We start from the raw sequence: 24,937 nt of genomic DNA on the forward strand, positions 1-24,937 counted from the left end.
ATCGCTCAGTTCCGGTTGCCGCTCCCCGCCGGATCGCAAGCTTTCCCGCCACTACAGAGGATTGAAATTTCAGCTTCGGAGGCGGCGAAGAGATGTCAAGAGCGACCAGGCCCGAAACACGCCGAATGCGGAAAATATTCGGAAAAAATCAAGCTACACAATACGACCAATCCCCAAATATGACGTGGAATTGGTTTATTTCCCTTAGCCATAATACAGCAAATGAAAGCATAGATTCTGCCTGAGGCCGTGACCAAGCATCGTAAGACGTCACACTTGTCGATAGCTCATAGGCTTCAGACACCCCCGGGGGCTGAATGACAGGATCGGACGCGGATGCGATCACCGATTATCGTCGATCAAGGCGAAGCGGCCCAAAGGCTTGGCTGCAAGCCGCGTCATTTGCCATAAGAGCCCGCACCCCCTGGCGGAGCGGCGATGGACCGGCTGGCGCTGACACCTTTGCGCAACCTCGCGATCGCGATCGGCTTCGTCGTGATCGTCAGCGCCTTCAGCACCGCCGCCTATGTGCATGCCGGCTGGAGCTTCGGCGACGCCGTCTACATGGTCCTGCTCACCATCTATACGGTGGGCTATGGCGAGGTTCACCCGATCGACACCCCCTATTTGCACGGGGTGACCATCGCCACCATGATCTTCGGCTGCACCGGGATGATCCTGGTGACCGGGGCCCTGGTGCAGAGCCTGACCGTCTATCAGATCCGAGAAATCCTGGGCACGAACCGCGTGAAGACCGAGATCGCCAAGCTGAAGCGCCACGTCGTCGTCTGCGGTTTCGGCCGCATCGGGGTCATGCTGGCCCGCGAACTGGCCGCCGCAAAGACCCCGTTCCTGGTCGTCGAGCGCGACGAGAAACGGTTCGAGGAGGCGCGCGCTCTGGGCTATCTCGCCCTGATGGGCGAGGCGACCCACGAAGAGGTGCTGCTCGCCGCCGGCGTGGAGCGGGCCAGCGTGCTGGCCACCGTCCTGCCCGACGACGCCGCCAACGTGTTCATCACCTTGAGCGGGCGCAGCCTGAACAAGGCCCTGCGCATCATCGCCCGCGGCGAGTCGCCCTCGACCGAGACCAAGCTGATCCAGGCCGGCGCCGACAAGGTGGTCATGCCCACCCACATCGGCGCCGAGCGCATCGCCGAGATGATCCTGTTCCCGGAGACCGCGCGGGTGATCCGCGGCTCTGAGCGGATGCGCGAGTTCGAAAAGGTGCTGGTGGACCTGGGGCTGGAGATGGAGGTCGTGGTCGCGACCGCGGAAGGCCAGGCCGTTGGGATTACCATAGCCGAGCTGGAGCAGCGCGCCGCCGGCGCCTTCTTCGTCGTCCAGGTCAATCCCCGCGCCGGCGAGCCGGTCGCCAGGCCCGATCCCGGGCGGGTGGTCCAGGCCGGCGACGGCCTGGTGGTGGTCGGCCGCGACGGCTGCGAGTTCAACGCCGTCTTCACAGAACCCGCCGCCCGCCCCCGCGCCGGCCGCACCACCTACTGAGGCGAGGATTGTGAAATCCCGGCGCCCGTGTCGCGCCAGCGCATGATCGGCTCGTCGGCGTCGGTCAGCCCAGCCTTGACCAGGGCGTCATGCACATTCACCGGCCCGTTGTCGCCGGTCGAGAAGCTGAGGCGCGCGGCCTTGGCCGAACGCCCGCCGACGCTGGCGAAATCGGCCGGCGCATTGATGTCGATGGCGTAGCGGGCGTGTCCGGCCACCGTGCACAGAAGGACAAAGGTGCGCTGATCGGCGAGGAGCCGCGGCCGCTCCAGGCAATTCGGAAACGCCCCGCCCTCCGCCGGGCTGAACGACCAGCCCTCGGGCGTCATCGGCTGGTCGAATACGATCTTGATCACCAGCACCCCGCCGGGCGCCTCGCCGCCATCGGCCGGATAGCTGGCCACCACCTTGGGCTTGGGCCCGCCGACCACCATCACCTCGCCGATCTTCGGATGCGGATTGGGCGGTGGGGCTGGGCTCGCGCCGGCCGCCAGGGCGAAGGCGAGGATGGGGTGGACCAGCAAAGGCTGCATTGGCGAACCAGGCGGAAAATCTGTGGCCTTGATATGGCGCGTCCGACGAAAGGAGCCCTAAACAAGGATCATGATGCAAGCGGCGCCCAGGAGGGGATCATGGCGCGTACTCGGGTCAAGATCTGCTGCATGGCGTCGGTCGCCGAGGCGCAGATGGCCATGGCGGCCGGGGCCGACGCCGTCGGCCTGGTCTCGGCCATGCCCTCCGGCCCTGGGGTGGCGGATGACGCTGTCATCCGCGAGATCTCCGCCTGGGCGCCGCCGCCGCTGGATCCCTGGCTGCTGAGCGCGCGCGAGGATGCGGACAGCCTGGCCGAGCAGATGCGGGAGGCCGGGGTGCGCACCGTGCAGCTGGTCCGCCATCTGGACCGCGGCGTCCACGCGGACCTGCGCCGGCGCCTGCCCGGCGCGCGCATCGTCCAGGTGGTGCATGTGGAGGACGACGGCGCCATCGACCTCGCCCGCGCCTATGCCGAGACGGCCGACGCCCTTCTGCTCGATTCCGGCAAGCCCTCGGCCGCCGTCCCGCTGCTGGGCGGGCTGGGCCAGGCGCACGACTGGTCCATCAGCCGGCGGATCGTCGAAGCCGTCGACCGGCCGGTGTTCCTGGCCGGCGGCCTTAACCCGGACAATGTCGCCCAGGCGATCGCGACCGTGCGCCCGTTCGGCCTCGACCTCTGCAGCGGGCTGAGGCGGAACGGCGCGCTGGACCGGGGCCTGCTCGCTGCCTTCATGCAGGCGGTGGCGGCCGCATGAGCCCGTTCAGGGCCGCGTACTGCAGCAGCATGATGGTCTTGGCGTCGCAGATCTCGCCCGACGCGATCATGGCCAGGGCCCGATCGAGGCCGACCTCCAGGGTCTCGATGTCCTCGCCCTCGGACTCTTCGCCGCCCCCTTCGCCGATGCGATCCGCCGGGCTGTAGCGGCCGACGAAGAAGTGCAGTTTCTCGGTCACCGAACCCGGGCTCATGAAGGCTTCGAACACCGGCCGCACATCGCGCACCCGGTAGCCGGTCTCCTCCTCCGTCTCGGCGCGGATGCGCTCTTCCGGGCTGGCGTCGTCCAATAGGCCCGCCGGCGCCTCGATCAGCAGGTCGTCATAGCCGTTGGCGAAGGCGGGATAGCGGAACTGGCGGGTCAGGAGCACCGTGCGGCGGTCCGGATCGTAGAGCAGGATCACCGCGCCGTTGCCGCGGTCATAGCTCTCGCGGCTCTGCTCCTGCCAGGTCCCGTCCCGGCGCAGCCAGCTGAAGGTCGCTTTCCTCAGCACATACCAGTTGTCGGACAGCAGCTTGACCTCGTGCACCTTCACCCGATCGGCCACGCGCATGGTTCACCTCGTCGCTATGCGAGCGCATCCATTCGTGCAATATCGTGCAGAGTCAAGAATTATCATGCAACCCAGATCATGCTGACCCACGAACGCAAGGCCCATCTGCTGGCGACGCTCAAGCGCGACGGCCGCATCGTCGCCAAGGCCGAGAGCCAGGCTCTGGGCCTGTCGGAAGACACCATCCGCCGCGACCTGCGCGAACTGGCGGCCGAAGGCCTGCTGCAACGGGTTCACGGCGGCGCCCTGCCCGCATCACCCGCCCTGGCCGACTTCGCCGACCGTCAACAGGTCGCCGGTGCTGGCAAGGCCGCTATCGGCCGGGCCGCGGCCGCCATGATCCGCCCCGGACAGGTGGTGTTCGTCGACGGCGGCACCACGGCCGTGCAACTGGCGCGTAGCCTGCCCCTCGACCTGAAGGCCACGATCATCACGCACAGCCCGAGCGTGGCCGTGGAGCTGGTCAATAAGCCCGCTGTCGAGGTCGAGTTGATCGGCGGGCGCCTGTTCAAGCATTCGGTAGTGGCGGTGGGCGCCAGCGCCATCGAGGCCATCGGCCGCATCCAGGCGGACCTCTATTTCATGGGGGTCACCGGGGTTCATCCCGAGATCGGCCTGACCACGGGTGATGCGGAAGAGGCGGCTGTGAAACGCGCCCTCAGCCGGCAAGCGGCCGAGACCGTAGTCATGGCCTCGGCCGAGAAGCTCGGCGCGGCCTCACCGTTCGTGGTGACCACCCTGGCGGAGATCGACATGGTGATCGTCGAACCCGGCCTGCCGCCAGAGGTGACGGCGCCGTTCGAACGGCTGGGCGTCACCCTGGCGCCAGCCTGAAGCGGCCAGGCGTCAGTGGCTATCGCGCGCCTTGTCCATGGCTTCGCCGACCTTGCGCTGGACCTTGCCGACGGCCTTTTCGGTCGCGCCCTCGGCCTGGCGCATCTTGTTCCCGGTGAGCTTGCCGGCGGCCTGCTTGACCGAGCCCTTGATTTCCTTGCCGGCGCCTTCGATGCGATTGCGATCCATGGTTCTGTTCCCTTCGGCTTGGCCGCCCCAGTGGAAAGACAACGAGCCGGGACCTGATGCGTTGCGAAGCGCCGCCCGTGGACTGTCCGCTCCGCCTTCGCTAGAACCGCCGCAAACTCCCCTCCCGATCGACGTTTGAAAGTCCGAGCCGACGCATGGCCCAACAATTCATTTTCCAGATGCAGGGCCTGACCAAGGCCTATCCCGGCGGCAAGAAGGTGTTCGAAAACATCTGGCTGTCCTTCTATTCCGACGCCAAGATCGGTGTCGTCGGCGTCAACGGCTCGGGCAAGTCGACCCTGCTGAAGATCATGGCCGGCATCGACAAGGAGTTCTCCGGCGAGGCGCGCGCCGCCGACGGCACCAAGATGGGCTACCTGGAGCAGGAGCCGCACCTGGACGAGTCGCTCAACGTCTGGGGCAACGTGATCTCGTGGTGCGAAGAGAAGAAGATCTTCGATCGCTACAACGAAGTCGCCACCCTGATGGGCGAGGACTATTCCGACGAGTTGATGGAGGAGATGAACGCCCTCCAGGAGAAGATCGACGCGGGCGACCTGTGGGACATCGATTCCAAGATCGAAATGGCCATGGACGCCCTGCGCTGCCCGCCCAACGACTGGGCGGTGGACAACCTGTCCGGGGGTGAAAAGCGCCGCGTGGCCTTGGCCCGGCTGCTGCTCTCCAAGCCCGACATGCTGCTGCTGGACGAACCCACCAACCACCTGGACGCCGAGTCGGTGGCCTGGCTGCAGCATCACCTGGAGGCCTTCCCAGGCTGCGTGATCCTGGTCACCCACGACCGCTATTTCCTCGACCAGGTGACCAAGTGGACGCTGGAGCTCGATCGCGGCCGCGGCGTGCCCTACGAGGGCAACTATTCCGGCTGGCTGGAGCAGAAACAGAAGCGCGTGGTGCAGGAGCAGAGCGAGAGCGAGGCTCGCCAGCGCGCCCTGACGAAAGAGCTGGAATGGGTCCGCTCCAACGCCAAGGCCCGCCAGGCCAAGTCCAAGGCCCGCCTGGCGTCCTATGAGGAGATGGTGCGCGAGCAGGAGAATTCCCGCGCCGCCCAGACCTTCGCCACCATCCAGATCCCGCCCGGCCCGCGCCTGGGCAATGTGGTGATGGAGGTTGACGGCCTGGAGAAGGAATACGGCGACAAGCTGCTATTCAAGGACCTGTCCTTCCGCCTGCCCCCGAACGGCATCGTCGGGGTGATCGGCCCCAACGGCGCCGGCAAGTCGACCCTGTTCAAGATCATCACCGGCCAGGAAAAGCCGGACGCGGGCTCTATCAAGCTCGGCGAGACCGTCAAGCTGGCCTATGTCGACCAGAGCCGCGACGCGCTAGATCCCAACAAAACTGTCTGGCAGGAGATTTCGGGCGGCACCGACGTGATGAAGGTCGGCAATCGCGAAATCAATTCCAGATCCTATGTCGGCGGCTTCAACTTCAAGGGCGGCGACCAGCAGAAGAAGGTCGGCCTGCTGTCCGGCGGTGAGCGCAACCGCGTGCACCTCGCCCGCACCCTGGCGGCCGGCGGCAACCTGATCCTGCTCGACGAACCGACCAACGACCTCGACATCGAGACCCTGCAGGCCCTGGAAGAGGCCTTGGAGGAGTTCGCCGGCTGCGCCGTGGTCATCAGCCACGACCGCTGGTTCCTCGACCGCCTGGCCACCCACATCCTCGCCTTTGAAGGCGACAGCCATGTCGAATGGTTCGAAGGCAACTTCGAGGCCTATGAAGAGGACAAGAAGCGTCGACTGGGCGCAGACAGCCTGATCCCCCACCGGATCAAGTTCCAGAAGTTCGGGCGATAGAAGAAAGGCCCCGCCCCCTCGCAGGAGGCGGGGGCCCGGCCTCAGTGCGGCGGGATGGCGCTGGAGTCCGAGTCCGGCGTCGCCGTCGTGCTGTCGGTGGTGGTGGGCGGCGAAGCGGGATGCTTCTTGGCCTTCTTCTTGGTCATGCCGGTGGTCATGTCGGTCGAGCCCGCAGGGGCCATGCCGGCTGAGGGATCGGCCCGGTTCCCGTTGGCGTCGGGCGTGGCGCTCGGCGACCCGGCCGCGCTGGCATCGGGCTGCGTCGCGGTGGTCGATGGCGACTGATCGGTGCTGGGCTGCGACTGCGGCGCCGTCGAAGACGGCGGGGTCATGGTCGTCCCCGGCCGGGTCTGGGCGGTCGCGAGTGAGGCGCCGGCCAGGCTGAGGGCGACGGCGCTGGCGCAGACGAACAAGGTTTTGGGCGTCATGGCTTGGGCCTTCCTTTGAGGTTGCCCCCCGCTCAGCACCGGAACGGCTGAAAAGAGCGAATGTTTCGGACCGGACGCATATTCCGGCTTGGATTTCCGGCAGTTCGCCGCGAGGCTCCACCTTAGCCATTCGCGTCCGCCGAGCCCTCGATGACCAAGCCCGTCCTCCTGATCGCCCAGCCCATCCTGGCGCCCCTGACCGGGGTCCTGGCCGAGGACTACGAGCTGGTGCGCCTTTGGGAGCATCCGGACCTGGCGGCCTTCCTGGCTGGCGAGGGCCAGAGGATCGAGGCCATCGTCGCCGCCGGCGAGGGGCCTCTGGGGCCGGATTTGCTCGGCGGCTTGCCCCGCCTGCGGCTGATCGCCTGCGTGAGCGCCGGCTATGACGGCGTCGACGTCGGCTGGTGCGCCGGGCGCGGCATAGCCGTCACCCACTCGCCCGGCGTCAACGCCGAGGATGTCGCCGACCATGCCGTGGGCGCGGCGATCTGCGCCTGGCGCGGCATAGCCGAGGGCCACAAGCGCGTGCGCGAGGGCCGGTGGACCGAAAGCGACCGCGGGCCGATGCGCCCGTCCTTGCGCGGGCGCAAGGTGGGTATCGTCGGCCTCGGCGGCATCGGCGCCGCGATCGCCACCCGCATGGCCGCCTTCGGCTGCCCGATCGCCTGGTGGGGCCCCAATCCCAAGCCCGACGCAGCCTGGCCGATGGCCGAGAGCCTTATGGCCCTGGCCAAGGCCAGCGACCTCCTGTTCGTCGCCCTCCGGGCCGGCCCGGAGAGCCGGCGGCTGGTCAATCGCGGGGTGATCGAGGCGGTGGGGTCCAGGGGCCTGATCTGCAACGTCTCGCGCGGCTTCGTCATCGACCAGGACGCCCTGATCTCGGCCCTGAAGGATGGGCGCCTGGGCTATGCCGCCCTCGACGTGTTCGATCCCGAACCGACCACCGCAGAAACCTGGGCGGGCGTCCCGAACCTGGTCCTGACCCCGCACACCGCCGGCGCGACGCTGGAAAGCGTCCCGGCCATGGTCGCCATGATGCGGGAGAACCTCCGCCGCCATTTCGCCGGCGAGCCCTTGGCCACGCCGGTGAGAGTTTGAGCTTCCACGGAAATTCCTCATCCTGAGGCGCCCGCGTAGCGGGCCTCGAAGGACGCACGGAACCGCCGCTGCGTGCTTCGAGGCTCGCCGCTTCGCGCCGAGCTCCTCAGCATGAGGATATTGGGTGCAGTCGGGCCCGATCAGCTCCGCCGGCCGGCCTGGGCTTCCTGGTTGTGCTTCTGCAGCTGGGCGATCAGGACGCCGACATTGCCGCCGGCGTTGTCGATGGTGGAGACGAAGTCCTGCTGCTCGGTGATGGCCAGCCAGACGCCGTTGACCTCGACATCCACCACCCGCCAGCCGGCGCCGGACTGCAGCACCCGCCAGCGCACCGGCACCGGCTTCTTCTGCTGCCCGCCGAGCACATTGCTGGTGACGATCACGTCGCCCGGCTTGCGCACCACCGAGCCGGTCACCTTCAGGCTTTCGCCATGATAGTCGTCCAGCCGGCTCTCATAGACGTTGGAGGCGTATTCGCGGAACACCACCGCGAACTGCTTGTACTGGTCGGGGCTGATCGAGCGGGCGTACTTGCCGAGCACGAAGGTCGTGATCTTGGGCACGTCGGCCACGCGATCGACGAAGGTGCGGAACTGCTTGATCTTCTCCGCGTCGCTGCCGAGCTGCAGGATGTTCAGCGCCTTGCTGGCCTCGGTCTGCACGAACTGCTCGGCGGCGGCGTCGCGCTGCGAGGACTGGGCGGCGGCGGCGGTCAGGCCGAGCACGGGCGAGGCGGCCGCCAGGGGAGCCAGGGCGGCGGCGAGAGTCAGGCTGGCGACGCCGAAACGGCGGAATGAAAGGCCAGGGGTCATGTCAAAAACTCCAACAGACGGCCCGGTCAGTGGGGCGTAGCGCCCGATGACGGCGGGGTTGAACCTTGCGCCGGACCGGCGGCCCCCGCAGGAGGCGCATCGAAATCCGGCAAGTCTTGGACCGATTTATGGCCACCGGATACCTTGTCGGCCCGCGACTGGACGTAGAACGCGCGAACCGTGGCGTAGGGATCGGTGGCGACCCTGTTCAGCTCCTTCAGCGGCTCGTCATACTCGGCCCGGGTGTCGAGCCCGTCCACCGCCGCCAGGCCGAGCCGCGCAGCCGTGGTCGCGTGCAGGTCGTGGATGTTGAGGATGCCGGTGAAGGAATCGACGACCCGTCCCAGGCCGTCGCGCACGTCGCTGGGCCCGAACACCGGCACGTAGACATAGGGACCCGGCCCAACGCCGTAGCGGCCCAGGGTCTGGCCGAAGTCGGAATAGTGGATCGGCAGGTTCATCTTCGCCCCCGCCACGTCGAACAGCCCGGCCACGCCGATGGTGCTGTTGACCACGAACCGGGCCGCCGTGACTCCGCCGTCCTTGAAACGCCCCTGCAGCACATCGTTCATCAGGGTGTTGGGCTCGTCCAGATTGTCCAGCCCGTTGCGCACGCCGGTGCGGACGGTCTTGGGCAGGCCGCGACGATAGGTCATGGCCAGGGGCCGCATCACCGCCCGGTCGAGGCCCTTGTTGAAGCTATAGAGGCCGCGGTTCACCTTTTCGAACGGATCTTCGATCGTCGGCCCCGTCGCCTTGCTGTTGATCGCCTCATGGCTCGGAAAGGCGCTTGTGGCGCCAGGGCCGCCCGATGCCGCAAGCGCGGGCGAAGCGGCGGCGAGGCCGAGGGCGACGATCAGTGCGGAATCCAGTGCGCGCATGCTTTCCCTTCTGGCCAAGTGCGCGCACCCTGAATGCGCGACTATCCGCCACCCGCACAGCTAGGGGCGTTCGCCGCAAATGCAATCCCGGTAACGCTTCGTGAGTGAAAAGGGCTTTACATAAAGACATAAAGATATCTTTATATGAGCCATGAAGCTGACAGCCAAAACCGCGGTGGAAGCCTTGAGGGCGGCGGGTGAACCGACCCGTCTGCGCATCCTGGCGCTGCTGCACCGCGAGGAGCTGGCGGTGATGGAGCTCAGCCAGATTCTCGACCAGAGCCAGCCGAGGGTCTCGCGCCATCTGAAGCTCTTGACCGAAGCCGGACTGGTCGAGCGCTTCCCCGACGGCGCCTGGATGTTCTATCGCCTGGTGTCGCACGGCCCGCGCCGCGCCCTTCTGGACGAAACCCTGCGCCTGATCCAGCCCGACGATCCCGAGCTGGCCCTGGACCTCGGCCGGCTGGAGACAGTCCGCGCCGGCCGGCTCAATCTGGCCGCCGATTATTTCGCCCAGAACGCCTCGCGCTGGGACGAGCTCAGATCGCTCTATACCGCCGAGAACGAGGTCGAGGCGGCGATCCTGGCCGCCGCCGGCCCGGGGCCGTTCAAGCGCCTGGTGGACCTGGGCTCGGGGACCGGCCGCATGCTGACCCTGCTCGGCCAGCGCGCCGAGCTGTCCATCGGCCTGGACCTTTCGCAGCAGATGCTAAACATCGCCCGCCAGCAGACCCGCGAGGCCGGCCTCGGCCACTGCGAACTCAGGCACGGCGACATTTTCGCCACCCGCCTGCCGGACAGCTTCGCCGACCTCGTCGTCGTGCACCAGGTGCTCCACTACCTGTCCGACCCCGCCGCCGCCGTGGCCGAGGCCGGGCGGCTGGTCCAGCCGGGCGGGCGCCTCCTGATCGTCGACTTCGCCCCGCATAGGCTGGAGTTCCTGCGCGAGGCCCACCGCCATCGTCGCCTGGGCTTTTCCGACACCGAGATCGCCCGCTGGCTCGCCGCCGCCGGGCTTGCGCCCGCCGACCCCGTCACCCTGCCGGCCAAGGACGACCACGGTCTGACCGTCAAGATCTGGACCGCCGCCCGCGCCAGCGCCAGTTCCAGGAGCGCCGCATGACCGCCGCCGCCCTCGCCATCGAACCCGACAGCGCCCCCTCAGGCAGCGCCATGGGTCCCGTCGCCCGCGCCGGCGAGCGCCAGGCGGCCGGCGCGGGCCGCCCGCTGGGCGTCTCCTTCGAATTCTCCCCGCCCCGCTCGCCCGAGAGCGAGGAGGCCCTGTGGAAGGCGATCCGCAAGCTGGAGCCGCTGGCTCCCAGCTTCGTCTCGGTCACCTACGGCGCCGGCGGCTCGACCCGGGAGCGCACCCATCGCACCGTCAAGCGCATCAACGAGGAGACGGCCCTGAAGGCCGCCGCCCACCTGACCTGCGTCGCCGCCAGCCGCGACGAGGTCGACGCCGTGATCCGCGACTACTGGGAAGCCGGCGTGCGCCACATCGTGGCCCTGCGCGGCGATCCACCCGGCTCGCTGGGCGGCGCCTACGAGCCGCGCGCCGACGGCTACGCCAACGCCACCGAACTGGCCGCCGCGATCAGCCGCATCGCCCCGTTCGAGATCAGCGTCGGCGCCTATCCGCAGATCCACCCCGAGAGCAGCTCGACCGCGCACGACATCGACGTCCTGAAAGCCAAGGTCGACGCCGGCGCGACCCGCGCCATCACCCAGTTCTTCTTCGACATCGACGGCTTCCTGCGCTTCCACGACGCCGTCCGCGCCGCCGGGATCACCATCCCGATCGTGCCGGGCATCATGCCGGTCTCGAACTTCAAGGGCCTGACCAAGATGGCCGGTCCCTGCGGCATCCAGGTGCCCGCCTGGCTGGCCAAGCTGTTCGACGGCCTGGACAACGACCCCGACACCCGCCGCCTGGTCGCCTGCTCGGTCGCCGCCGAGATGTGCGCCAAGCTGGAGGAGCAGGGCTTCTCCGACTTCCATTTCTACACCCTGAACCGCGCCGATCTGGTCTACGCCCTCTGCCGCATGCTGGGGGTCAAGGCCGCGGCGCAGGAGACCGCCGCATGACCCGGCAAGACCGCATCGCCGCCCTCAAGGCCGCCGCCAAGGCGCGGATCCTGATCCTCGACGGCTCGTGGGGGGTGATGATCCAGCGCCGGGGCCTCGACGAGGCCGACTATCGCGGCGACCGCTTCACCCATCACGATGGCCAGCTGAAGGGCAACAACGACCTGCTTTGCATCACCCGGCCGGACATCATCGCCGACCTGCACGACCAGTATTTCGCCGCCGGCGCCGACATCTCCGAGACCAACACCTTCTCGGCCACCGCCATCGCCCAGGCGGACTACGAGATGCAGGCCGCGGTGCGCGACATCAACCTGCGCGGGGCCCAGATCGCCCGCGAGGCCGCCGACCGCTGGACCGCCAAGGAACCGCACAAACCGCGTTTCGTCGCCGGCTCGATCGGGCCGCTGAACCGCATGCTGTCGATGTCCTCCGACGTCAACGACCCCGGCGCGCGCACGGTCACCTACGACCAGGTCTACGCCGCCTATCGCGAGCAGGTTCAGGCCCTGCACGAGGGCGGGGTCGACCTGTTCCTGATCGAGACCATCACCGACACCCTGAACTGCAAGGCGGCGGTCAAGGCGATCATGGACCTGGAGGACGAGGGCTATGAGCCCCTGCCGATCTGGATCAGCGGCACCATCACCGACCGCTCCGGCCGCACCCTGTCGGGCCAGACGGTCGAGGCGTTCTGGAATTCGGTGCGCCACGCCAAGCCCTTCGCCATCGGCCTGAACTGCGCCCTGGGCGCCGACCTGATGCGGCCCTACATCGCCGAACTGGCGCGTGTGGCCGACACGCTGGTGGCCGCCTATCCCAACGCCGGCCTGCCCAACGCCTTCGGCCAGTACGACGAGGAGCCGCACCAGACCGCCTGCATGCTGGAAGAGTGGGCCCAGAGCGGCATCGTCAACATCCTGGGCGGCTGCTGCGGCACGACGCCCGACCACATCAAGCATATCGCCGAGGACGTGAAGGGCCTGAAGCCGCGCGCCATCCCCGAACGCCCGACGGCGCTGCGGCTAGCGGGGCTGGAGCCGTTCGAATTGGCGGATTGAAGTCATCCAGCCGCCTGTGCGGCGGCTGGCCCCCTCCACCATGCTTCGCATGGTCCCCCTCCCCCAATAAGGGAGGAAATAGTATGAACCGCGCCGCCGCCATTCCTCCCCCTCTGGGGGAGGGGGACCACCCGAAGGGTGGTGGAGGGGGCCTCCCCGGACCGATCGAGTGACCCCATGAGACCCAGCTTCATCAACATCGGCGAGCGGACCAACATCACCGGGTCCGCCAAGTTCAAGAAGCTGATCGTCGAGGGCGACTACAACGCCGCGCTCGCCGTCGCGCGCCAGCAGGTCGAGGCCGGAGCCTCGGTGATCGACATCAACATGGACGAGGGCCTGCTGGATTCGAAGCAGGCGATGATCACCTTCCTCAACCTGATCGCCGCCGAGCCGGACATCGCCCGGGTGCCGGTGATGATCGACTCCTCAAAATGGGAGGTGATCGAGGCGGGGCTGAAGTGCGCCCAGGGCAAGTGCATCGTCAATTCCATCAGCATGAAGGAAGGCGAGGCCAAGTTCCTGGAGCAGGCCGTCGCCTGCCTGCGCTATGGCGCCGCCGTGGTGGTGATGGCCTTCGACGAAAAGGGCCAGGCCGACACCGCCGAGCGCAAGATCGAGATCTGCAAGCGGGCCTATGCGCTGCTGACCCAGAAGATCGGCTTCCCGCCCGAGGACATTATCTTCGACCCCAACATCTTCGCCGTGGCGACGGGGATCGAGGAGCACGACAACTACGCCGTCGACTTCATCGAAGCGACGCGGGTCATCAAACAGGTCCTGCCGCACGCGCGCGTCTCCGGCGGGGTGTCGAACGTCTCTTTCAGCTTCCGCGGCAACGAGCCGGTGCGCCGGGCGATCCACTCGGTGTTCCTCTACCATGCGGTCGCGGCCGGCATGGACATGGGCATCGTCAACGCCGGCGACCTGCCGGTCTATGACGACATCGAGCCGGAGCTGCGCGACGCGGTCGAGGACGTGATCCTCAACCGGCGCCGCAATGACGGGGTCACCCCCACCGAGCGGCTGGTGGACCTGGCGCCCAAGTACAAGGGCCAGAAGGGCGCCGACAGGGTGGTCGACATGAGCTGGCGCGAGGCCCCTGTGGCCGCGCGGCTGAGCCACGCCCTGGTGCACGGCATCACCGAGTTCATCGATCAGGACACGGAAGAAGCGCGCCTGGCCGCAGAGCGCCCGCTGCACGTGATCGAAGGCCCGCTGATGGACGGCATGAACGTCGTCGGCGACCTGTTCGGCTCGGGCAAGATGTTCCTGCCCCAGGTGGTCAAGTCCGCCCGGGTGATGAAGCAGGCCGTGGCCTGGCTGATGCCGTTCATGGAAGCCGAGAAGGAGGGCAAGCCCCGCGAGGCCGCCGGCAAGATCCTGATGGCCACCGTCAAGGGCGACGTGCACGACATCGGCAAGAACATCGTCGGCGTCGTTTTGCAGTGCAACAACTACGAGGTCATCGACCTCGGGGTGATGGTGCCCGCCAACAAAATCCTGGACGAGGCCGAGGCGCACAAGGTCGACATGATCGGCCTGTCGGGCCTGATCACCCCCTCGCTGGACGAGATGGTGTTCGTGGCCGGCGAGATGGAGCGGCGCGGATTCTCCATCCCGCTGCTCATCGGCGGCGCCACGACGAGCCGCACCCACACCGCGGTCAAGATCGAGCCGGCCTATCGCCGCGGCTCGACCACCTATGTGGTCGACGCCAGCCGGGCGGTGAACGTGGTCTCGGGCCTGTTGGGCGACCGCGAGCGGGTCGAGGCCGAAACCCGGGCGGAATATGTCCGCATCCGCGAGCAGTTCGCCCGCGGCCAGGAGGTCAAGAACCGCACCCCTATCGCCGCGGCCCGCGCCAACAAGGTGGCCATCGACTGGCAGACCTATGTGCCGCCCAAGCCGTCCTTCCTGGGCCTGAAGACCTTCGCCCCGTTCGACCTGGCCGAACTGGCCAGGTTCATCGACTGGACCCCGTTCTTCGCCAGCTGGGAGCTGGTCGGCCGCTTCCCGCAGATCCTGGAGGACGATGTGGTCGGCGAGGCCGCCCGCGACCTCTACAAGGACGCGCAGGCGATGCTGAAGAAGATCATCGACGAGAAGTGGTTCGAGGCCCGCGGCGTGGTCGGCTTCTGGCCCGCCAACGCCGACGGCGACGACATCGTTCTCTATACGGACGAGGCCCGCACCACCGAGCTGACCCGCCTGCACAGCCTGCGCCAACAGATGGGCAAGGCCGAGGGCAAGGCCAACGCCGCCCTGGCCGACTTCATCGCCCCGGTCGGCGCGGACTATATCGGCGCCTTCGCCGTCACCGCCGGCCATGGCGAGATCGAGATCGCAAGCAAATTCAAGGCCGCGGGCGACGACTATTCGGCGATCCTGTCCAGCGCCCTGGCCGACCGCCTGGCCGAGGCCTTCGCCGAGGCCCTGCACTACCGCGTACGCACCGAGCTCTGGGGGTTCGCGCCGGACGAGCCGTTCGAGATCGACACGCTGATCGGCGAGAAGTACCGCGGCATCCGCCCGGCCCCCGGCTATCCGGCCCAGCCCGATCACACGGAAAAGGACACCCTGTTCCGCATCCTGGAGGCCCCCGTGCGCACCGGCATGCAGATCACGGAAAGCTTCGCCATGACCCCGCCGGCCTCGGTCTCGGGCCTCTATTTCAGCCACCCGGACGCCTACTATTTCGGCGTCGGCAAGATCGACCGCGACCAGGTCGCCGACTACGCGCGCCGCAAGGGCTGGGACGTCGCTACCGCCGAGCGCTGGCTGGCCCCGATCCTGGGCTACGACCCCAACGCCGCCCCGCGGGAGGACGCGGCCTAGGCTCTGGCGCGTCGCCGGCAAATCGCGTTTAGCTGAGCCGCCACAACCTCAGCGAGCCAGACCGTGTCCGAACCACCCGTCCATGTCAGCGCCGAGGGGGTGCACCCGCATCCGCACCACACCGGCCATCGCGGCTTCGACCTCGCCATCGCCCTGTCGGCGATCGCCATCTCGGTGATTTCGCTGTTCGTGGCCATCGAGCACGGCCATGTGGAGCGCCAGCTGGTGGCGGCCAATTCCTGGCCGTTCCTGCAGGGCAACTATTCCAACGGCGCCCTCCAGGGCCAGCAGAGCATCAGCCTGTTCGTCAGCAACGCCGGCGTCGGCCCGGCCAAGCTGGAGACCATGGAGATGTTCTTCCGCGGCCAGCCGGTGAAGACCTCCGAGGACCTGTTCGCCAAGTGCTGCGGCGTGGCGCCCGGCCAGACCCTGCACTGGATCACCGGCCCGCAGTCCGGGGTTTTGAGACCCGGCGACACCTTCAACCTGATCGTCCTGCCCAGGACGCCGGAGAGCGAGCCGACCTGGAACAGGCTCAACGCCTCGCTGGACCAGGTCACCTACCGCGCCTGCTGGTGCTCGGTGTTCGACGAGTGCTGGATCAGCGACCTGCAGACCCTGAAGCCTACCGCGGTCAAGGAATGCCCGGTCCCGCCGGTCCCCTACCGGCCGCGCTGAGCCCATTCAAAGACGCATGGCGGCGCCCCGGTTCTGACCATAGGCGCAGAACTGGCTTTGCGGCAGACTGGGCGAAGCATCGCCAAGCCACAGGACGTCTCGCCCATGTTCGTCGGACACTACGCCGCCGCCCTGGCCGCCAAGAGCGCCGAGCCGCGCCCCCGGCTCTGGACCTATGTCGCCGCCTGCCAGCTGATGGACATCGGCTGGAGCAGCCTGATCATGGCCGGGGTCGAGAAGATGCGGATCGATCCGCACCTGCCAGGCTCGGCGCTGGACCTCTATTTCATGCCCTATACCCACAGCCTTCCGGGATCGCTCCTGTGGTCGCTGGGCGCGGCGGTACTGGCGCGCCTCGCCCTGCGCCTGCCCTGGCGCGCCGCGGCCTTCGTGGGGGCGACGGTGTTCTCGCACTGGGTGCTGGACCTTGTGGTGCACCGGCCGGACCTGGCGCTCTGGTTCGGCGGGCCCAAGGTGGGCTTGGGCTTCTGGAACTACCCGCTGGCCGAGATGGCGCTGGAGCTGGGCCTGGTTGGGATGGCCGGCGGGGCCTTGATCGCCCTGCGCAAGCAGGGCGGCGACAAGGCCTGGCCGATCATCGCCTTCATGGGCTTCTTGACCGTGCTGCAGATGGTCTCGTCGTTGTCGCCGATGTCGGGCGATCCGGTCTCCAGCGGCGGCATGGCCCTGGCGGCCTATCTGGTGACGACCGGCGTGGCCTGGCTCGCGGAGCGGCCCAAAGCGGGATGAGCGCTGAAAGGCTCTAGCCGTGGGGGCCGTGCGGCGGGGCGCTGCTCAGCGGCCCTGGATTGACCGGCGGCGCCGTCGTCACTGGCGCGGCGGGCTGCGCAACCTCTTCGCCGGAACTCATCACCTCGGCGGCCTGGCTGTCCTCGGAATCGGCTTCGTCGCCGGAATCGGCAGGCTGATCCGCCTTCTTGGCCTTGGGCGCGGGCGGCGGCAGCACCACCGGGCCGCTGAGCGTCGACCAGTCCGGATTCTTGGGCAGGGCCGCGGCCGGCTGGGCGCCGACGATGGCGCCGGTGGTCGGGGCCTGGGTCGCCGAGCCGGTCTCCTCCCGCACGCTTTCGACGCCGCGATAGAGGCCGACCAGGCCCGCGCAGACGATCCCCACCAGGGCGATCGCCACCGGGGCGCGGGTCGCCGGCGGCTGGACCTCGAAGCGGGCTTCGTTGTCGATCGGCGAGGTCAGGTGCAGTGGCTTCGAAGGCATGGCCCCGGCGGCGTTAAGCAAATCAGCGCAGACTCGCACTATAAGGCGGCGTTCGATTTGCGCGAGCGCGACTTGGCCCCGCCGGCATGGTAGGCAGCCGGTCGAATTTGCGGCGCGGGGCGCGCAGGAGAGCTTTCCTTGGTGGAACTGACCGAAACCCGGGCCAAGACCCCAGCGTCGGCCCGAGCCGCCTCAGCCTCCGCCGAACTGACCGTGGTCGCGCCGACTTTCAACGAATGCGCCAATGTCGAAAAGCTGGTCGCCAAGCTGGACGCGGCGCTGGCCGGGATCGCCTGGGAGGCGGTGTTCGTCGACGACAATTCGCCCGACGGCACGGCCGAGGCCGTCAAGGCCGTCGCGGCCCGCGACCCGCGCATCCGCTGCATCCGGCGCGTGCGCCGCCGCGGCCTGGCCGGCGCGGTGGTCGAAGGCGCCCTCTCCAGCGCCGCGCCCTACGTGGCGGTGATCGACGCCGACCTGCAGCACGACGAGACCCTGCTGCCCCGGATGCTGGAGCAGCTCAAGTCCGGCGCGGCCGAGCTGGTGGTCGCCAGCCGCTATGTCGGCGGCCCCAAGACCATCGAGGGCCTGGACGGGCCCATGCGCCGGATGGGCAGCGACCTCGCCAACAAACTCGGCCGCATGGTGCTGCGCCAGGACGTGTCGGATCCGGTCAGCGGTTTCTTCATGATCCGCCGCGAACTGGTCGACCGGGTGGCGCCCAGCCTAGCCACCGAGGGCTTCAAGATCCTGTTCGACATCATCGCCAGCCAGCCCGAGCCCCTGAAGATCGTCGAGCTGCCCTATGTCTTCCGCGAGCGCGAGGCGGGCGGCTCCAAGCTCGATAAGCGGATCGTCATCGACTATCTGGGACTTCTGCTGTCCAAGCTCTCCGGCGGGGTGATCCCCTCGCGGGCGCTGATGTTCGGCATGGTCGGCGCCAGCGGCCTCGTCGTGCACCTGACGGTGCTGCAGCTGCTGCTCTCGACCGACCTCAACTTCTCGCTGATCCAGTTTCTGGCGGCCATGACCGCCATGACCACCAACTACATCTTCAACAACATCACCACCTATCGCGACCGGCGCAAACGCGGCCTCGCCTTCGTGGTCGGCTATGTGAAGTTCTGCGCCCTCTGCTCGATCAGCGTCTTCACCAGCGTGGCGGTGGCGACCATGGTCAGGAGCTGGGGCGTCTATCCCCAGATCGCCGGCGCCTCGGGCGCGGTGCTGGGCGCGCTGTGGAATTATGTGACGACGGCGCTGGCGGTTTGGTAGGGCGCTACGGCGTTCATCGTGTTGGGAACGGCCTTGCTCCGGGCAAAGCGCCTTGCACGTAGACATGCTCAAGCGAACTGAAGTCTTCGTTGGTCAGTGATGGTCCAAGCCTCTTGACGTAGTCTGGCAAGGCCCCCAACAGAAACCAGCCCGGCTTTCCCGTGAAATCGACGATCGCCTCACCTCGCCCCTGCACCGCAAGAAGGCTTTCGAGCATTATTTCGAATACGTGGATGTCGTTGGCATCAAAATCATCTGGCCAATCGTCACCACACTCTTCGTGGATGGCCCGGTTGCGCGCGATCTCCTGCTCGGCCAACGCAATCAAGTGAGGCATGGCGCGTTGGGAAACCACCAGCATCTGGATTTCCTCGTCCATTGGTCATTCCTCGGGAATGGAAACCCTCCCTGAAAGCCTTGCCGAGAGTGGAGCCGCGGCCGGCGGCTTGGTCAAGGCCGGCCGCGGCAATACTGGCCTGCAAGGCTTAAGGGTGGGTCCGGGAAGTTCGCCGCACCAACAGCTTAACCCGTCGCCTCCACCCGCTGCTCCTCCATCCCCATCGAGATCAAAAGCGGCGCCGTGGCCTGTCGCGCCTGGAAATCGGCTTTCGAGCCCAGGCCGCGCCAGCCGCTGAGGATGAGCGACTGGGCGATGGCGCCGCCGAGGGTGGCGCCGGGGCCGGTGACGATGAAGATGTCGGGCGCGAACTCGCGGGCGGCGTTCTCGATCGCCTTGGTGAAGTCGTAGGTCTCGGTGATCTGATGGCCCAGGGTGTAGTCCCAGAGCGCCGCAGGATCGGTCGCGCCCGGCTGCCAGACCGCGCCGCGGCCGTCGACCAGCGGCACGGCCGGCTGGCCGAACAGCGAGGCCGGCAGGGCGGCGCGGCCTTTTTCGGCCACCGGCGCCTGCAGGTGCGAGTGGAAGCCGGCGTGGTTGGACAGGCGCATGGGAAAGCGCCCCTGCACCGGCGGCACCGCCGCCTCGAAAGCCGACAGACCCGCCTCGTCCCCGGCCAGGACCAGCATGCCGCCGAGGTCGATGGAGAGCGTCAGCACATGCCCCGGCCGCGCGCCGATCTCGGCTGTGAGGGCCAGGAGCTCGGCCTTGCGCGCCATGTCGGGAACCCAGTCCTCGCCGACGAAGGGATAGATCAGCTGGCCGCCGATCAGGCTCTCCTGCATCAGGGCGCCCATGGTGTTGGCCACCTTGAACCCGGCCTCGGGGCTCAAGGCGCCGGCGCAGGCCAGGGCCGAATACCAGCCCATGGAATTGCCGGTGACGGCGACGATCTGGATCTCACCGCGGTCGATGGCCATGAAGTCCGCCAGGGTGGCGGAGAAGATCAGGGCCGAGGCGTTGTCGCCGCGGGTGTGACGGGCCACCGAATAGGTCTTGGCCCCGTCGAGATCGGCCAGGGTCTCCTGGCCAAGGCGCCGGCGCTCCTCGTCGAACCCGGCGAACAGGGCCGCGCGGCCGGCGTGGTGGCGGGCCAGATAACCCAGCTCAGTCTTGTTGTAGACGCCCCGGCCGGGGCAGACGACGACGGCGGTCTTCACGCGCGCCCTCCCACCAGGGCCCGGGCCGCCTCGACGATGTCGTCGACCGAGGGCATGGTCGCCGCATAAGCCGGGCCGGTGGCGATGAAGCTGTCCTCGGCGGCGATGCGGGCGACGGGCAGGTCGGTCTTTTCCGCCAGGAGCGTCGCCAAGGCTTCGGACGGGCCGCCGGCCGAGCGGCGGCATTCGTCGACCAGCAGCACGCGCTTGCAGCCGTCCAGCGCCTTCAGGAGGCTCTCGGCCGGCAGCGGATTGAGCCACCTGAGGTCGATGATCCGGCTTTCGATCCCCGCCGCCTTCAGCCGCGGCTCGGCCTGGCGCGACAGGTAATAGCCGTTGGCGAAGCTGACGATGGCAAGGTCCTTGCCGTCGCCGTGTGCGCCGACCTCGCCGAGCGCGATGCTCTGGTCCGGCGGCGGATAGAGGCTCATCCAGCCCCCGTCCTTGTCCTCGAAAAGGTCGCGCATCGGATAGAGGGCGATGGGTTCCAGGAACACCACCACCCGCTGCTCCTCCCGCGCCAGCCGTACGCACTCGCGCAACATCTTGGCGGCGTCGGCGCCGTTGGACGGGCAGGCCAGGATCAGGCCGGGAATGTCGCGCAGCACGGCGACGGAGTTGTCGTTGTGGAAGTGGCCGCCGAAGCCCTTCTGGTAGCCGAGGCCCGCGATGCGCAGCACCATCGGGTTGGTGTACTGGCCATTGGAGAAGAACGACAGGGTCGCCGCCTCGCCGCGGATCTGGTCCTCGGCGTTATGCAGATAGGCCAGGAACTGGATCTCGGGCATGGGCAGAAAGCCGTTGTGCGCGAGGCCGATGCCGAGGCCGAGGATCGCCTGCTCGTCCAGCAGGGTGTCGATCATCCGGTCGGGGCCGAACCGAGCCTGCAGCTTCTGGGTGACGCCATAGACCCCGCCCTTGCGGCCGACGTCCTCGCCCATCATCACGATCTCGCCGTGGGCCAGCATCAGGTCGGTCAGGGCGAAGTTGATCACCCGGCTCATCGGCTGGGGCGCGTCCATGGCCTTGAGGTCGGCGCCGAAGGCTGTGGCGCGGGCCTCGTCGCTGGGGCCGTTGGTCGGGCGGCATTCGCGCCTGGGCGGGATCAGCGAGGCCATGACCTCCGCGGCGGTCTTCAGCTTGGGCCGGGTGACCGCGTCGGCCGCAACCCGCTTCGTGCGCGCGCAGGTCTCCTCATAGATGGCCAGGGCCTCGTCGGGGCTGAGCGCGCCGGCCTGGTCCAGCAGGCGCACGCTGTGCAGCAGCGGATCGTTGGCCTCCTCGGCCTCGACCTCGTCGCGCGAGAGATAGGTCGTGGGCACGTCGGCGCCGGCATGGCCGTAGAGGCGGATGGCGCGCAGGTGCAGGAAGGCGGGCCGCTGGCGCTCGCGCACATAGGCGGCGGCCTCCAGCGCGGTGCGGTAGGTCTCGTAGAGGTCGAGCCCGTCGCAGGCGAAATATTTCAGTCGCGGCCGGTCCTGGAAATTGGCGGCGATCCAGCCCTTGGGCGTCTTGGTCGAGATACCGATGCCGTTGTCCTCGCAGACGAACAGCAGCGGCAGGGGCACGCCCTGATAGGCGGTCCAGCTGGCGGCGTTGAAGGCGCCCTGGGCGGTGGAGTGGTTGGCCGAGGCGTCGCCGAACGAGCACATGACGATGGCGTCCTCGGCCAGCGAGCGATGCTCGGGCGGGCGGCGGCGCGCCAGCGGGATGGAATAGGCCGCGCCCACCGCCTTGGGCAGATGGCTGGCGATGGTCGAGGTCTGCGGCGGGATGTTCAGCGCCTTTGAGCCCAGCACCTTGTGCCGGCCGCCGGAGATCGGGTCCTCGGACGAGGCGGCGAAGGACAGCAGCATGTCCCAGGTGATCGAAACACCGGGAACCTGGCCGGCGCGGGCGATCTGGAAGGCGGCGTCGCGGTAGTGCAGGAAGGCCGGGTCGGTGGGTTTCAGCGCCTGGGCCACCGCCGCCATGCCCTCGTGGCCCGAGGAGCCGATGGTGTAGAAGCCCTGCCCGGCCTGCTGCATGGCCCGGCTGGTGCGGTCCAGCGCCCGCGACAGGCAGCCGGCGCGATAGATGGCGACGGCGTCGGTCCGGTTCAGCGGTCCGGACGGCGGGGCGCCTTGCGGGAAATCGCGCGCCTTGACCCGGCGCAGGAAATTTTCGTGGACGATATCGGCCCGATCCAAAGGCGGATCCTCTCCCAAATCACGACACGGCGCCGCTTTTTTGGGCGGCGCCCGGCGTCCTTCATACTGGGGGCCTCGCCTTCCGGCTAGGCGCTGGTCGCGATCCCGGGCGGCCGCAAATCCGATCGTCCGATCCAATGCGGGCTTGCAGCGACCGCCCATGCCCTTTTCACTGGGCGGTCAGTGACCGGTTAAACAGGAAACAAGCCCATGAACGGCGCCGATGCGATCCTCGCCACCCTGGCCGACAATGGAGTCGAGGCCTGTTTCGCCAATCCGGGCACCAGCGAGATGCACTTCGTCTCGGCCCTGGACCGCGAGCCGAGGATTCGCCCCGTACTATGCCTGTTCGAAGGCGTGGTGACCGGGGCCGCGGACGGCTACGGCCGCATGGCCGGCAAGCCCGCCGTGACCCTGCTGCACCTGGGCCCCGGCTACGCCAACGGCGTCGCCAACCTGCACAACGCCCGGCGCGCCTATACCCCGATCGTCAATGTGATCGGCGACCACGCCACCTATCACCGCAAATATGACGCGCCCCTGACCAGCGACATCGAGGCCCTGGCCCGGCCCAATTCGCGCTGGATCGGCGTGGCCGAGGACGCCGACCACGCCGCCTATCTGGCGGCCGAGGCGGTGCGCCACAGCTTCGGCCCGCCGGGCGGCTCGGCCACCCTGGTCCTGCCCGCCGACTGCGCCTGGTCGCCGGCGACGCGCAAGGGCGGGGTGGCGGAGCGGCCCATGCCGGCGGCGCCGGACGGCGCGCAGGTCGATGCGGCCGCCCGCGCGCTGAAGGCGGCGGCCAAGCCGGTGGTGCTGATCGGCGGCCAGGCCTGCGAGGCGCGCGGCCTGGCGGCGGCGGGTCGGCTGGCCGCCCACGGAATCCGCGTCCTGACCGACACCTTCGTCGCCCGCCAACCCCGCGGCGGCGCGCGCTACAGCCCTGACCGCATGCCCTATTTCGCCGAGATGGCCCTGTCGGACCTGGCCGGCGCGGATCTGATGGTGCTGGCGGGCACGACCCAGCCGGTCGCCTTCTTCGCCTATCCGGCGATGCCCAGCGTGCTGGTGCCCGAGGGCTGCCAGGAACTCAGCCTGGCCGGGCGCGCGGAGGACGCTGGCGCAGCTCTGGAAGCCCTGGCCGACGCCCTGGGCGCCCCGGCCGAGGCCGCGCCCAACGGATACGCCGTGCCGGAGCGGCCGACCGGCGAGATCAACGCCTACACCATCGGCGCCTCGATCGCCCGGCACATGCCGGAGGAGACGGTGATCTCGGACGACGCGGTGACCTCGGGCCTGCCGATCTTCATGCAGACCCGGGGCGCACGGCCGCACGACTGGCTGGCCCTGACCGGCGGGGCGATCGGCCAGGGCATTCCCGTGGCCATCGGCGCGGCGGTGGCCTGCCCCGACAAGAAGGTCCTGTGCCTGACCGGCGACGGGGCGGGCATGTACACGGTGCAGGGCCTGTGGACCATCGCCCGCGAGTCACTCGACGTGACCGTGGTGGTGTTCGCCAACCACAGCTACCGCATCCTGGGCATCGAGCTGTCGCGCACCGGCGCCGGCAAGCCCGGCGTCTCGGCGGCCAGCCTGCTGGACCTGGGCGACCCCCGGATCGACTGGACGGCCCTCGCCCGTGGCATGGGCCTGCCGGCGGTGCGCTGCGAGACCGCCGAAGCCTTCGACGCCGCCCTGGCCGGCGCCATGGGCCAGAAGGGGCCGATCGTGATCGAAGCGGCGATGAGCTAGCTGGCCCGATATGGACCGCCCGGCGGGCCCCAGTTCCAGCGCGGCATGGGCTGGACAGGATCGGGCGCACTGACGCCGGCGCGCGAATTGAGGACCGCCAGGCGCGAACCCCACTCCAGGTAACCGACGAAGGCCGAGCGGAATTCGGGGTCATCCGGCAGGCCGGCCTCGTCGGCGGTCTCCAGCAGCAACGACACCCATCGCCGGCGCTGGGCTTCCGTAAGCTGGCGGCCGAGGTGTTTGGAGATCATCAGGGCGTGGGAGCCGCCCTGACCCGAATACAAGGGACCGCCCTCCAGCACCTCGGCGATGAAGCGCGCCACGCGGTCGGCATGGCCGGCTGGCATGCCCGCGAACACCGGCCCCAGCAGCGGATCGGCCGGTACCTTGGCGTAGAAGGCGCGGGCAAGGCGGCGCAAGGCTTCGGGCCCGCCGGCCCAGTCGCACAGGCTCGGGATCGCATTCTCTTCGCTCATCGCGTCCACACCACCTCGGTCGGGCGATAGTGGCGCATCTCGGCGATCTCCGGGATGAAAGGACGGATGGCGGCCAGAAACGGCGGGAAATGCGGTCCGCGGCGGAAGCCCTCCAGGTGGCTCTCGGTCGAGGTCCAATGGATGCGCAAAATGAAGCTCGACGGCTCCTCTTCGCACTGGGTCAGTTGGTAGCCCTGGCACTCGGGCGCGGCGGCGAGATGCCGGCCGGCCTCGGCATAGGCGGCGATCAAAGTCTCCGGATCGTGCGCCTGAAGCGCGTAGCGGATGTATTCCACCGTTCCCATCTATCGCCTCCGCAATCATGTTTGGGCGCCGAATGGGCCGTGCGGGCGAGGGG

The 24,937-nt window shown here is 68.4% G+C and carries 25 protein-coding genes; 13 read left to right on the forward strand and 12 right to left on the reverse strand.

Features of this window, described 5'->3' with window-relative positions; translation table 11 throughout:
* Nucleotides 1-438 precede the first annotated feature (438 nt).
* Entirely contained in the window at nt 439-1,503 is a 1,065-nt protein-coding gene (locus KCG34_RS13610; protein ID WP_211936189.1) for a potassium channel family protein, read from the forward strand.
* Here KCG34_RS13610 and KCG34_RS13615 read toward each other — a convergent pair.
* Nucleotides 1,497-2,036: a hypothetical protein gene (locus KCG34_RS13615; RefSeq protein ID WP_211936190.1), complete on the reverse strand. Its 540-nt coding sequence runs from the start codon at nt 2,034-2,036 to the stop codon at nt 1,497-1,499. The genes KCG34_RS13610 and KCG34_RS13615 overlap by 7 nt on opposite strands.
* Before the next feature lie 99 nt (nt 2,037-2,135).
* Here KCG34_RS13615 and KCG34_RS13620 point away from each other — a divergent pair, with 99 nt between their 5' ends.
* Entirely contained in the window at nt 2,136-2,792 is a 657-nt protein-coding gene (locus KCG34_RS13620) for a phosphoribosylanthranilate isomerase (protein WP_211936191.1), read from the forward strand.
* On the opposite strand, the gene KCG34_RS13625 is transcribed toward KCG34_RS13620, so the two are convergent.
* Nucleotides 2,767-3,366, reverse strand: a complete 600-nt coding sequence (locus KCG34_RS13625; RefSeq protein WP_211936192.1) for an NUDIX domain-containing protein — start codon at nt 3,364-3,366, stop codon at nt 2,767-2,769. The two genes, KCG34_RS13620 and KCG34_RS13625, sit on opposite strands and share 26 nt — an antisense overlap.
* A 78-nt stretch (nt 3,367-3,444) precedes the next feature.
* Here KCG34_RS13625 and KCG34_RS13630 point away from each other — a divergent pair, with 78 nt between their 5' ends.
* Nucleotides 3,445-4,200: a DeoR/GlpR family DNA-binding transcription regulator gene (locus KCG34_RS13630; protein WP_211936193.1), complete on the forward strand. Its 756-nt coding sequence runs from the start codon at nt 3,445-3,447 to the stop codon at nt 4,198-4,200.
* Between the two features lie 12 nt (nt 4,201-4,212).
* Here KCG34_RS13630 and KCG34_RS13635 read toward each other — a convergent pair whose 3' ends face one another.
* On the reverse strand, nt 4,213-4,389 hold the full coding sequence (locus tag KCG34_RS13635) for a CsbD family protein (protein WP_211936194.1): 177 nt from the start codon (nt 4,387-4,389) through the stop codon (nt 4,213-4,215).
* A gap of 155 nt (nt 4,390-4,544) precedes the next feature.
* Between KCG34_RS13635 and ettA the strand changes: the two genes are divergently transcribed.
* The gene (ettA, locus tag KCG34_RS13640; RefSeq protein WP_211936195.1) at nt 4,545-6,212 is read left to right on the forward strand and encodes an energy-dependent translational throttle protein EttA; all 1,668 of its coding nucleotides are present in this window, start codon (nt 4,545-4,547) and stop codon (nt 6,210-6,212) included.
* 41 nt (nt 6,213-6,253) lie between these two features.
* Here the strand turns inward: ettA and KCG34_RS13645 are convergent, their stop codons facing one another.
* Nucleotides 6,254-6,640 (reverse strand): hypothetical protein, encoded by a 387-nt coding sequence (locus tag KCG34_RS13645; RefSeq protein ID WP_211936196.1) that lies wholly within the window; start codon nt 6,638-6,640, stop codon nt 6,254-6,256.
* A gap of 150 nt (nt 6,641-6,790) precedes the next feature.
* Between KCG34_RS13645 and KCG34_RS13650 the strand changes: the two genes are divergently transcribed.
* Nucleotides 6,791-7,738, forward strand: a complete 948-nt coding sequence (locus tag KCG34_RS13650; RefSeq protein ID WP_211936197.1) for an NAD(P)-dependent oxidoreductase — start codon at nt 6,791-6,793, stop codon at nt 7,736-7,738.
* 140 nt (nt 7,739-7,878) lie between these two features.
* Here the strand turns inward: KCG34_RS13650 and KCG34_RS13655 are convergent, their stop codons facing one another.
* A complete protein-coding gene (locus KCG34_RS13655; RefSeq protein WP_211936198.1) occupies nt 7,879-8,550 on the reverse strand; it encodes an MlaC/ttg2D family ABC transporter substrate-binding protein in 672 nt (223 codons plus the stop codon).
* A gap of 26 nt (nt 8,551-8,576) precedes the next feature.
* Nucleotides 8,577-9,431, reverse strand: coding sequence for an MlaA family lipoprotein (locus KCG34_RS13660; protein WP_211936199.1), 855 nt, complete (start codon nt 9,429-9,431; stop codon nt 8,577-8,579).
* A 151-nt stretch (nt 9,432-9,582) separates the two neighbouring features.
* Between KCG34_RS13660 and KCG34_RS13665 the strand changes: the two genes are divergently transcribed.
* The 6 genes from KCG34_RS13665 to KCG34_RS13690 all read left to right on the forward strand — a co-directional run bounded on the left by KCG34_RS13665 (nt 9,583) and on the right by KCG34_RS13690 (nt 16,846).
* Nucleotides 9,583-10,554 (forward strand): ArsR/SmtB family transcription factor, encoded by a 972-nt coding sequence (locus KCG34_RS13665; RefSeq protein WP_211936200.1) that lies wholly within the window; start codon nt 9,583-9,585, stop codon nt 10,552-10,554.
* Nucleotides 10,551-11,519 carry a methylenetetrahydrofolate reductase [NAD(P)H] gene (gene metF / locus KCG34_RS13670; RefSeq protein WP_376788197.1) on the forward strand — a complete coding sequence of 323 codons (969 nt, stop codon included), beginning with the start codon at nt 10,551-10,553 and terminating at the stop codon, nt 11,517-11,519. Before KCG34_RS13665 ends, metF begins: the two co-directional genes overlap by 4 nt.
* The gene (locus tag KCG34_RS13675) at nt 11,516-12,580 is read left to right on the forward strand and encodes a homocysteine S-methyltransferase family protein (protein ID WP_211936201.1); all 1,065 of its coding nucleotides are present in this window, start codon (nt 11,516-11,518) and stop codon (nt 12,578-12,580) included. The genes metF and KCG34_RS13675 overlap by 4 nt, the downstream gene beginning before the upstream one ends.
* Before the next feature lie 177 nt (nt 12,581-12,757).
* On the forward strand, nt 12,758-15,418 hold the full coding sequence (metH, locus tag KCG34_RS13680) for a methionine synthase (RefSeq protein ID WP_211936202.1): 2,661 nt from the start codon (nt 12,758-12,760) through the stop codon (nt 15,416-15,418).
* Between the two features lie 63 nt (nt 15,419-15,481).
* The gene (locus tag KCG34_RS13685; protein ID WP_211936203.1) at nt 15,482-16,096 is read left to right on the forward strand and encodes a hypothetical protein; all 615 of its coding nucleotides are present in this window, start codon (nt 15,482-15,484) and stop codon (nt 16,094-16,096) included.
* Between the two features lie 105 nt (nt 16,097-16,201).
* Nucleotides 16,202-16,846: a hypothetical protein gene (locus tag KCG34_RS13690; protein WP_211936204.1), complete on the forward strand. Its 645-nt coding sequence runs from the start codon at nt 16,202-16,204 to the stop codon at nt 16,844-16,846.
* 13 nt (nt 16,847-16,859) lie between these two features.
* Here KCG34_RS13690 and KCG34_RS13695 read toward each other — a convergent pair whose 3' ends face one another.
* Entirely contained in the window at nt 16,860-17,330 is a 471-nt protein-coding gene (locus tag KCG34_RS13695) for a hypothetical protein (protein WP_211936205.1), read from the reverse strand.
* Nucleotides 17,331-17,471: 141 nt separating this feature from the next.
* Between KCG34_RS13695 and KCG34_RS13700 the strand changes: the two genes are divergently transcribed.
* On the forward strand, nt 17,472-18,605 hold the full coding sequence (locus tag KCG34_RS13700) for a glycosyltransferase (RefSeq protein WP_211936206.1): 1,134 nt from the start codon (nt 17,472-17,474) through the stop codon (nt 18,603-18,605).
* A gap of 13 nt (nt 18,606-18,618) precedes the next feature.
* On the opposite strand, the gene KCG34_RS13705 is transcribed toward KCG34_RS13700, so the two are convergent.
* The 3 genes from KCG34_RS13705 to KCG34_RS13715 all read right to left on the reverse strand — a co-directional run bounded on the left by KCG34_RS13705 (nt 18,619) and on the right by KCG34_RS13715 (nt 22,351).
* Complete coding sequence (locus KCG34_RS13705) at nt 18,619-18,984, reverse strand: hypothetical protein (protein ID WP_211936207.1); 366 nt, start codon at nt 18,982-18,984, stop codon at nt 18,619-18,621.
* A 143-nt stretch (nt 18,985-19,127) separates the two neighbouring features.
* Nucleotides 19,128-20,162 carry a hypothetical protein gene (locus KCG34_RS13710; protein WP_211936208.1) on the reverse strand — a complete coding sequence of 345 codons (1,035 nt, stop codon included), beginning with the start codon at nt 20,160-20,162 and terminating at the stop codon, nt 19,128-19,130.
* Nucleotides 20,159-22,351: a dehydrogenase E1 component subunit alpha/beta gene (locus KCG34_RS13715; RefSeq protein ID WP_211936209.1), complete on the reverse strand. Its 2,193-nt coding sequence runs from the start codon at nt 22,349-22,351 to the stop codon at nt 20,159-20,161. Before KCG34_RS13715 ends, KCG34_RS13710 begins: the two co-directional genes overlap by 4 nt.
* 210 nt (nt 22,352-22,561) lie before the next feature.
* Between KCG34_RS13715 and KCG34_RS13720 the strand changes: the two genes are divergently transcribed.
* A complete protein-coding gene (locus KCG34_RS13720) occupies nt 22,562-24,103 on the forward strand; it encodes an acetolactate synthase large subunit (protein ID WP_211936210.1) in 1,542 nt (513 codons plus the stop codon).
* On the opposite strand, the gene KCG34_RS13725 is transcribed toward KCG34_RS13720, so the two are convergent.
* Both KCG34_RS13725 and KCG34_RS13730 read right to left on the reverse strand, forming a co-directional pair.
* Nucleotides 24,100-24,579: a group II truncated hemoglobin gene (locus tag KCG34_RS13725; protein ID WP_211936211.1), complete on the reverse strand. Its 480-nt coding sequence runs from the start codon at nt 24,577-24,579 to the stop codon at nt 24,100-24,102. The genes KCG34_RS13720 and KCG34_RS13725 overlap by 4 nt on opposite strands.
* Nucleotides 24,576-24,884: a putative quinol monooxygenase gene (locus KCG34_RS13730; RefSeq protein WP_211936212.1), complete on the reverse strand. Its 309-nt coding sequence runs from the start codon at nt 24,882-24,884 to the stop codon at nt 24,576-24,578. The genes KCG34_RS13725 and KCG34_RS13730 overlap by 4 nt, the downstream gene beginning before the upstream one ends.
* Between the last annotated feature and the right edge of the window lie 53 nt (nt 24,885-24,937).

Source organism: Phenylobacterium montanum, assembly GCF_018135625.1.
Classification (GTDB): Bacteria; Pseudomonadota; Alphaproteobacteria; order Caulobacterales; family Caulobacteraceae; genus Poindextera; species Poindextera montana.

Excerpts from the sequence above, each read along its gene's own strand:
- KCG34_RS13620 (WP_211936191.1), top strand. The coding sequence starts at position 2,136 with ATGGCGCGTACTCGGGTCAAGATCTGCTGCATGGCGTCGGTCGCCGAG.
- KCG34_RS13655 (WP_211936198.1), bottom strand. The coding sequence starts at position 8,550 with ATGACCCCTGGCCTTTCATTCCGCCGTTTCGGCGTCGCCAGCCTGACT.
- KCG34_RS13690 (WP_211936204.1), top strand. The coding sequence starts at position 16,202 with ATGTTCGTCGGACACTACGCCGCCGCCCTGGCCGCCAAGAGCGCCGAG.
- metF (WP_376788197.1), top strand. The coding sequence starts at position 10,551 with ATGACCGCCGCCGCCCTCGCCATCGAACCCGACAGCGCCCCCTCAGGC.
- KCG34_RS13635 (WP_211936194.1), bottom strand. The coding sequence starts at position 4,389 with ATGGATCGCAATCGCATCGAAGGCGCCGGCAAGGAAATCAAGGGCTCG.
- KCG34_RS13630 (WP_211936193.1), top strand. The coding sequence starts at position 3,445 with ATGCTGACCCACGAACGCAAGGCCCATCTGCTGGCGACGCTCAAGCGC.
- KCG34_RS13720 (WP_211936210.1), top strand. The coding sequence starts at position 22,562 with ATGAACGGCGCCGATGCGATCCTCGCCACCCTGGCCGACAATGGAGTC.
- ettA (WP_211936195.1), top strand. The coding sequence starts at position 4,545 with ATGGCCCAACAATTCATTTTCCAGATGCAGGGCCTGACCAAGGCCTAT.
- KCG34_RS13660 (WP_211936199.1), bottom strand. The coding sequence starts at position 9,431 with ATGCGCGCACTGGATTCCGCACTGATCGTCGCCCTCGGCCTCGCCGCC.
- KCG34_RS13695 (WP_211936205.1), bottom strand. The coding sequence starts at position 17,330 with ATGCCTTCGAAGCCACTGCACCTGACCTCGCCGATCGACAACGAAGCC.
- metH (WP_211936202.1), top strand. The coding sequence starts at position 12,758 with ATGAGACCCAGCTTCATCAACATCGGCGAGCGGACCAACATCACCGGG.
- KCG34_RS13730 (WP_211936212.1), bottom strand. The coding sequence starts at position 24,884 with ATGGGAACGGTGGAATACATCCGCTACGCGCTTCAGGCGCACGATCCG.
- KCG34_RS13675 (WP_211936201.1), top strand. The coding sequence starts at position 11,516 with ATGACCCGGCAAGACCGCATCGCCGCCCTCAAGGCCGCCGCCAAGGCG.
- KCG34_RS13645 (WP_211936196.1), bottom strand. The coding sequence starts at position 6,640 with ATGACGCCCAAAACCTTGTTCGTCTGCGCCAGCGCCGTCGCCCTCAGC.
- KCG34_RS13625 (WP_211936192.1), bottom strand. The coding sequence starts at position 3,366 with ATGCGCGTGGCCGATCGGGTGAAGGTGCACGAGGTCAAGCTGCTGTCC.
- KCG34_RS13725 (WP_211936211.1), bottom strand. The coding sequence starts at position 24,579 with ATGAGCGAAGAGAATGCGATCCCGAGCCTGTGCGACTGGGCCGGCGGG.
- KCG34_RS13650 (WP_211936197.1), top strand. The coding sequence starts at position 6,791 with ATGACCAAGCCCGTCCTCCTGATCGCCCAGCCCATCCTGGCGCCCCTG.
- KCG34_RS13610 (WP_211936189.1), top strand. The coding sequence starts at position 439 with ATGGACCGGCTGGCGCTGACACCTTTGCGCAACCTCGCGATCGCGATC.
- KCG34_RS13665 (WP_211936200.1), top strand. The coding sequence starts at position 9,583 with ATGAAGCTGACAGCCAAAACCGCGGTGGAAGCCTTGAGGGCGGCGGGT.
- KCG34_RS13615 (WP_211936190.1), bottom strand. The coding sequence starts at position 2,036 with ATGCAGCCTTTGCTGGTCCACCCCATCCTCGCCTTCGCCCTGGCGGCC.
- KCG34_RS13705 (WP_211936207.1), bottom strand. The coding sequence starts at position 18,984 with ATGGACGAGGAAATCCAGATGCTGGTGGTTTCCCAACGCGCCATGCCT.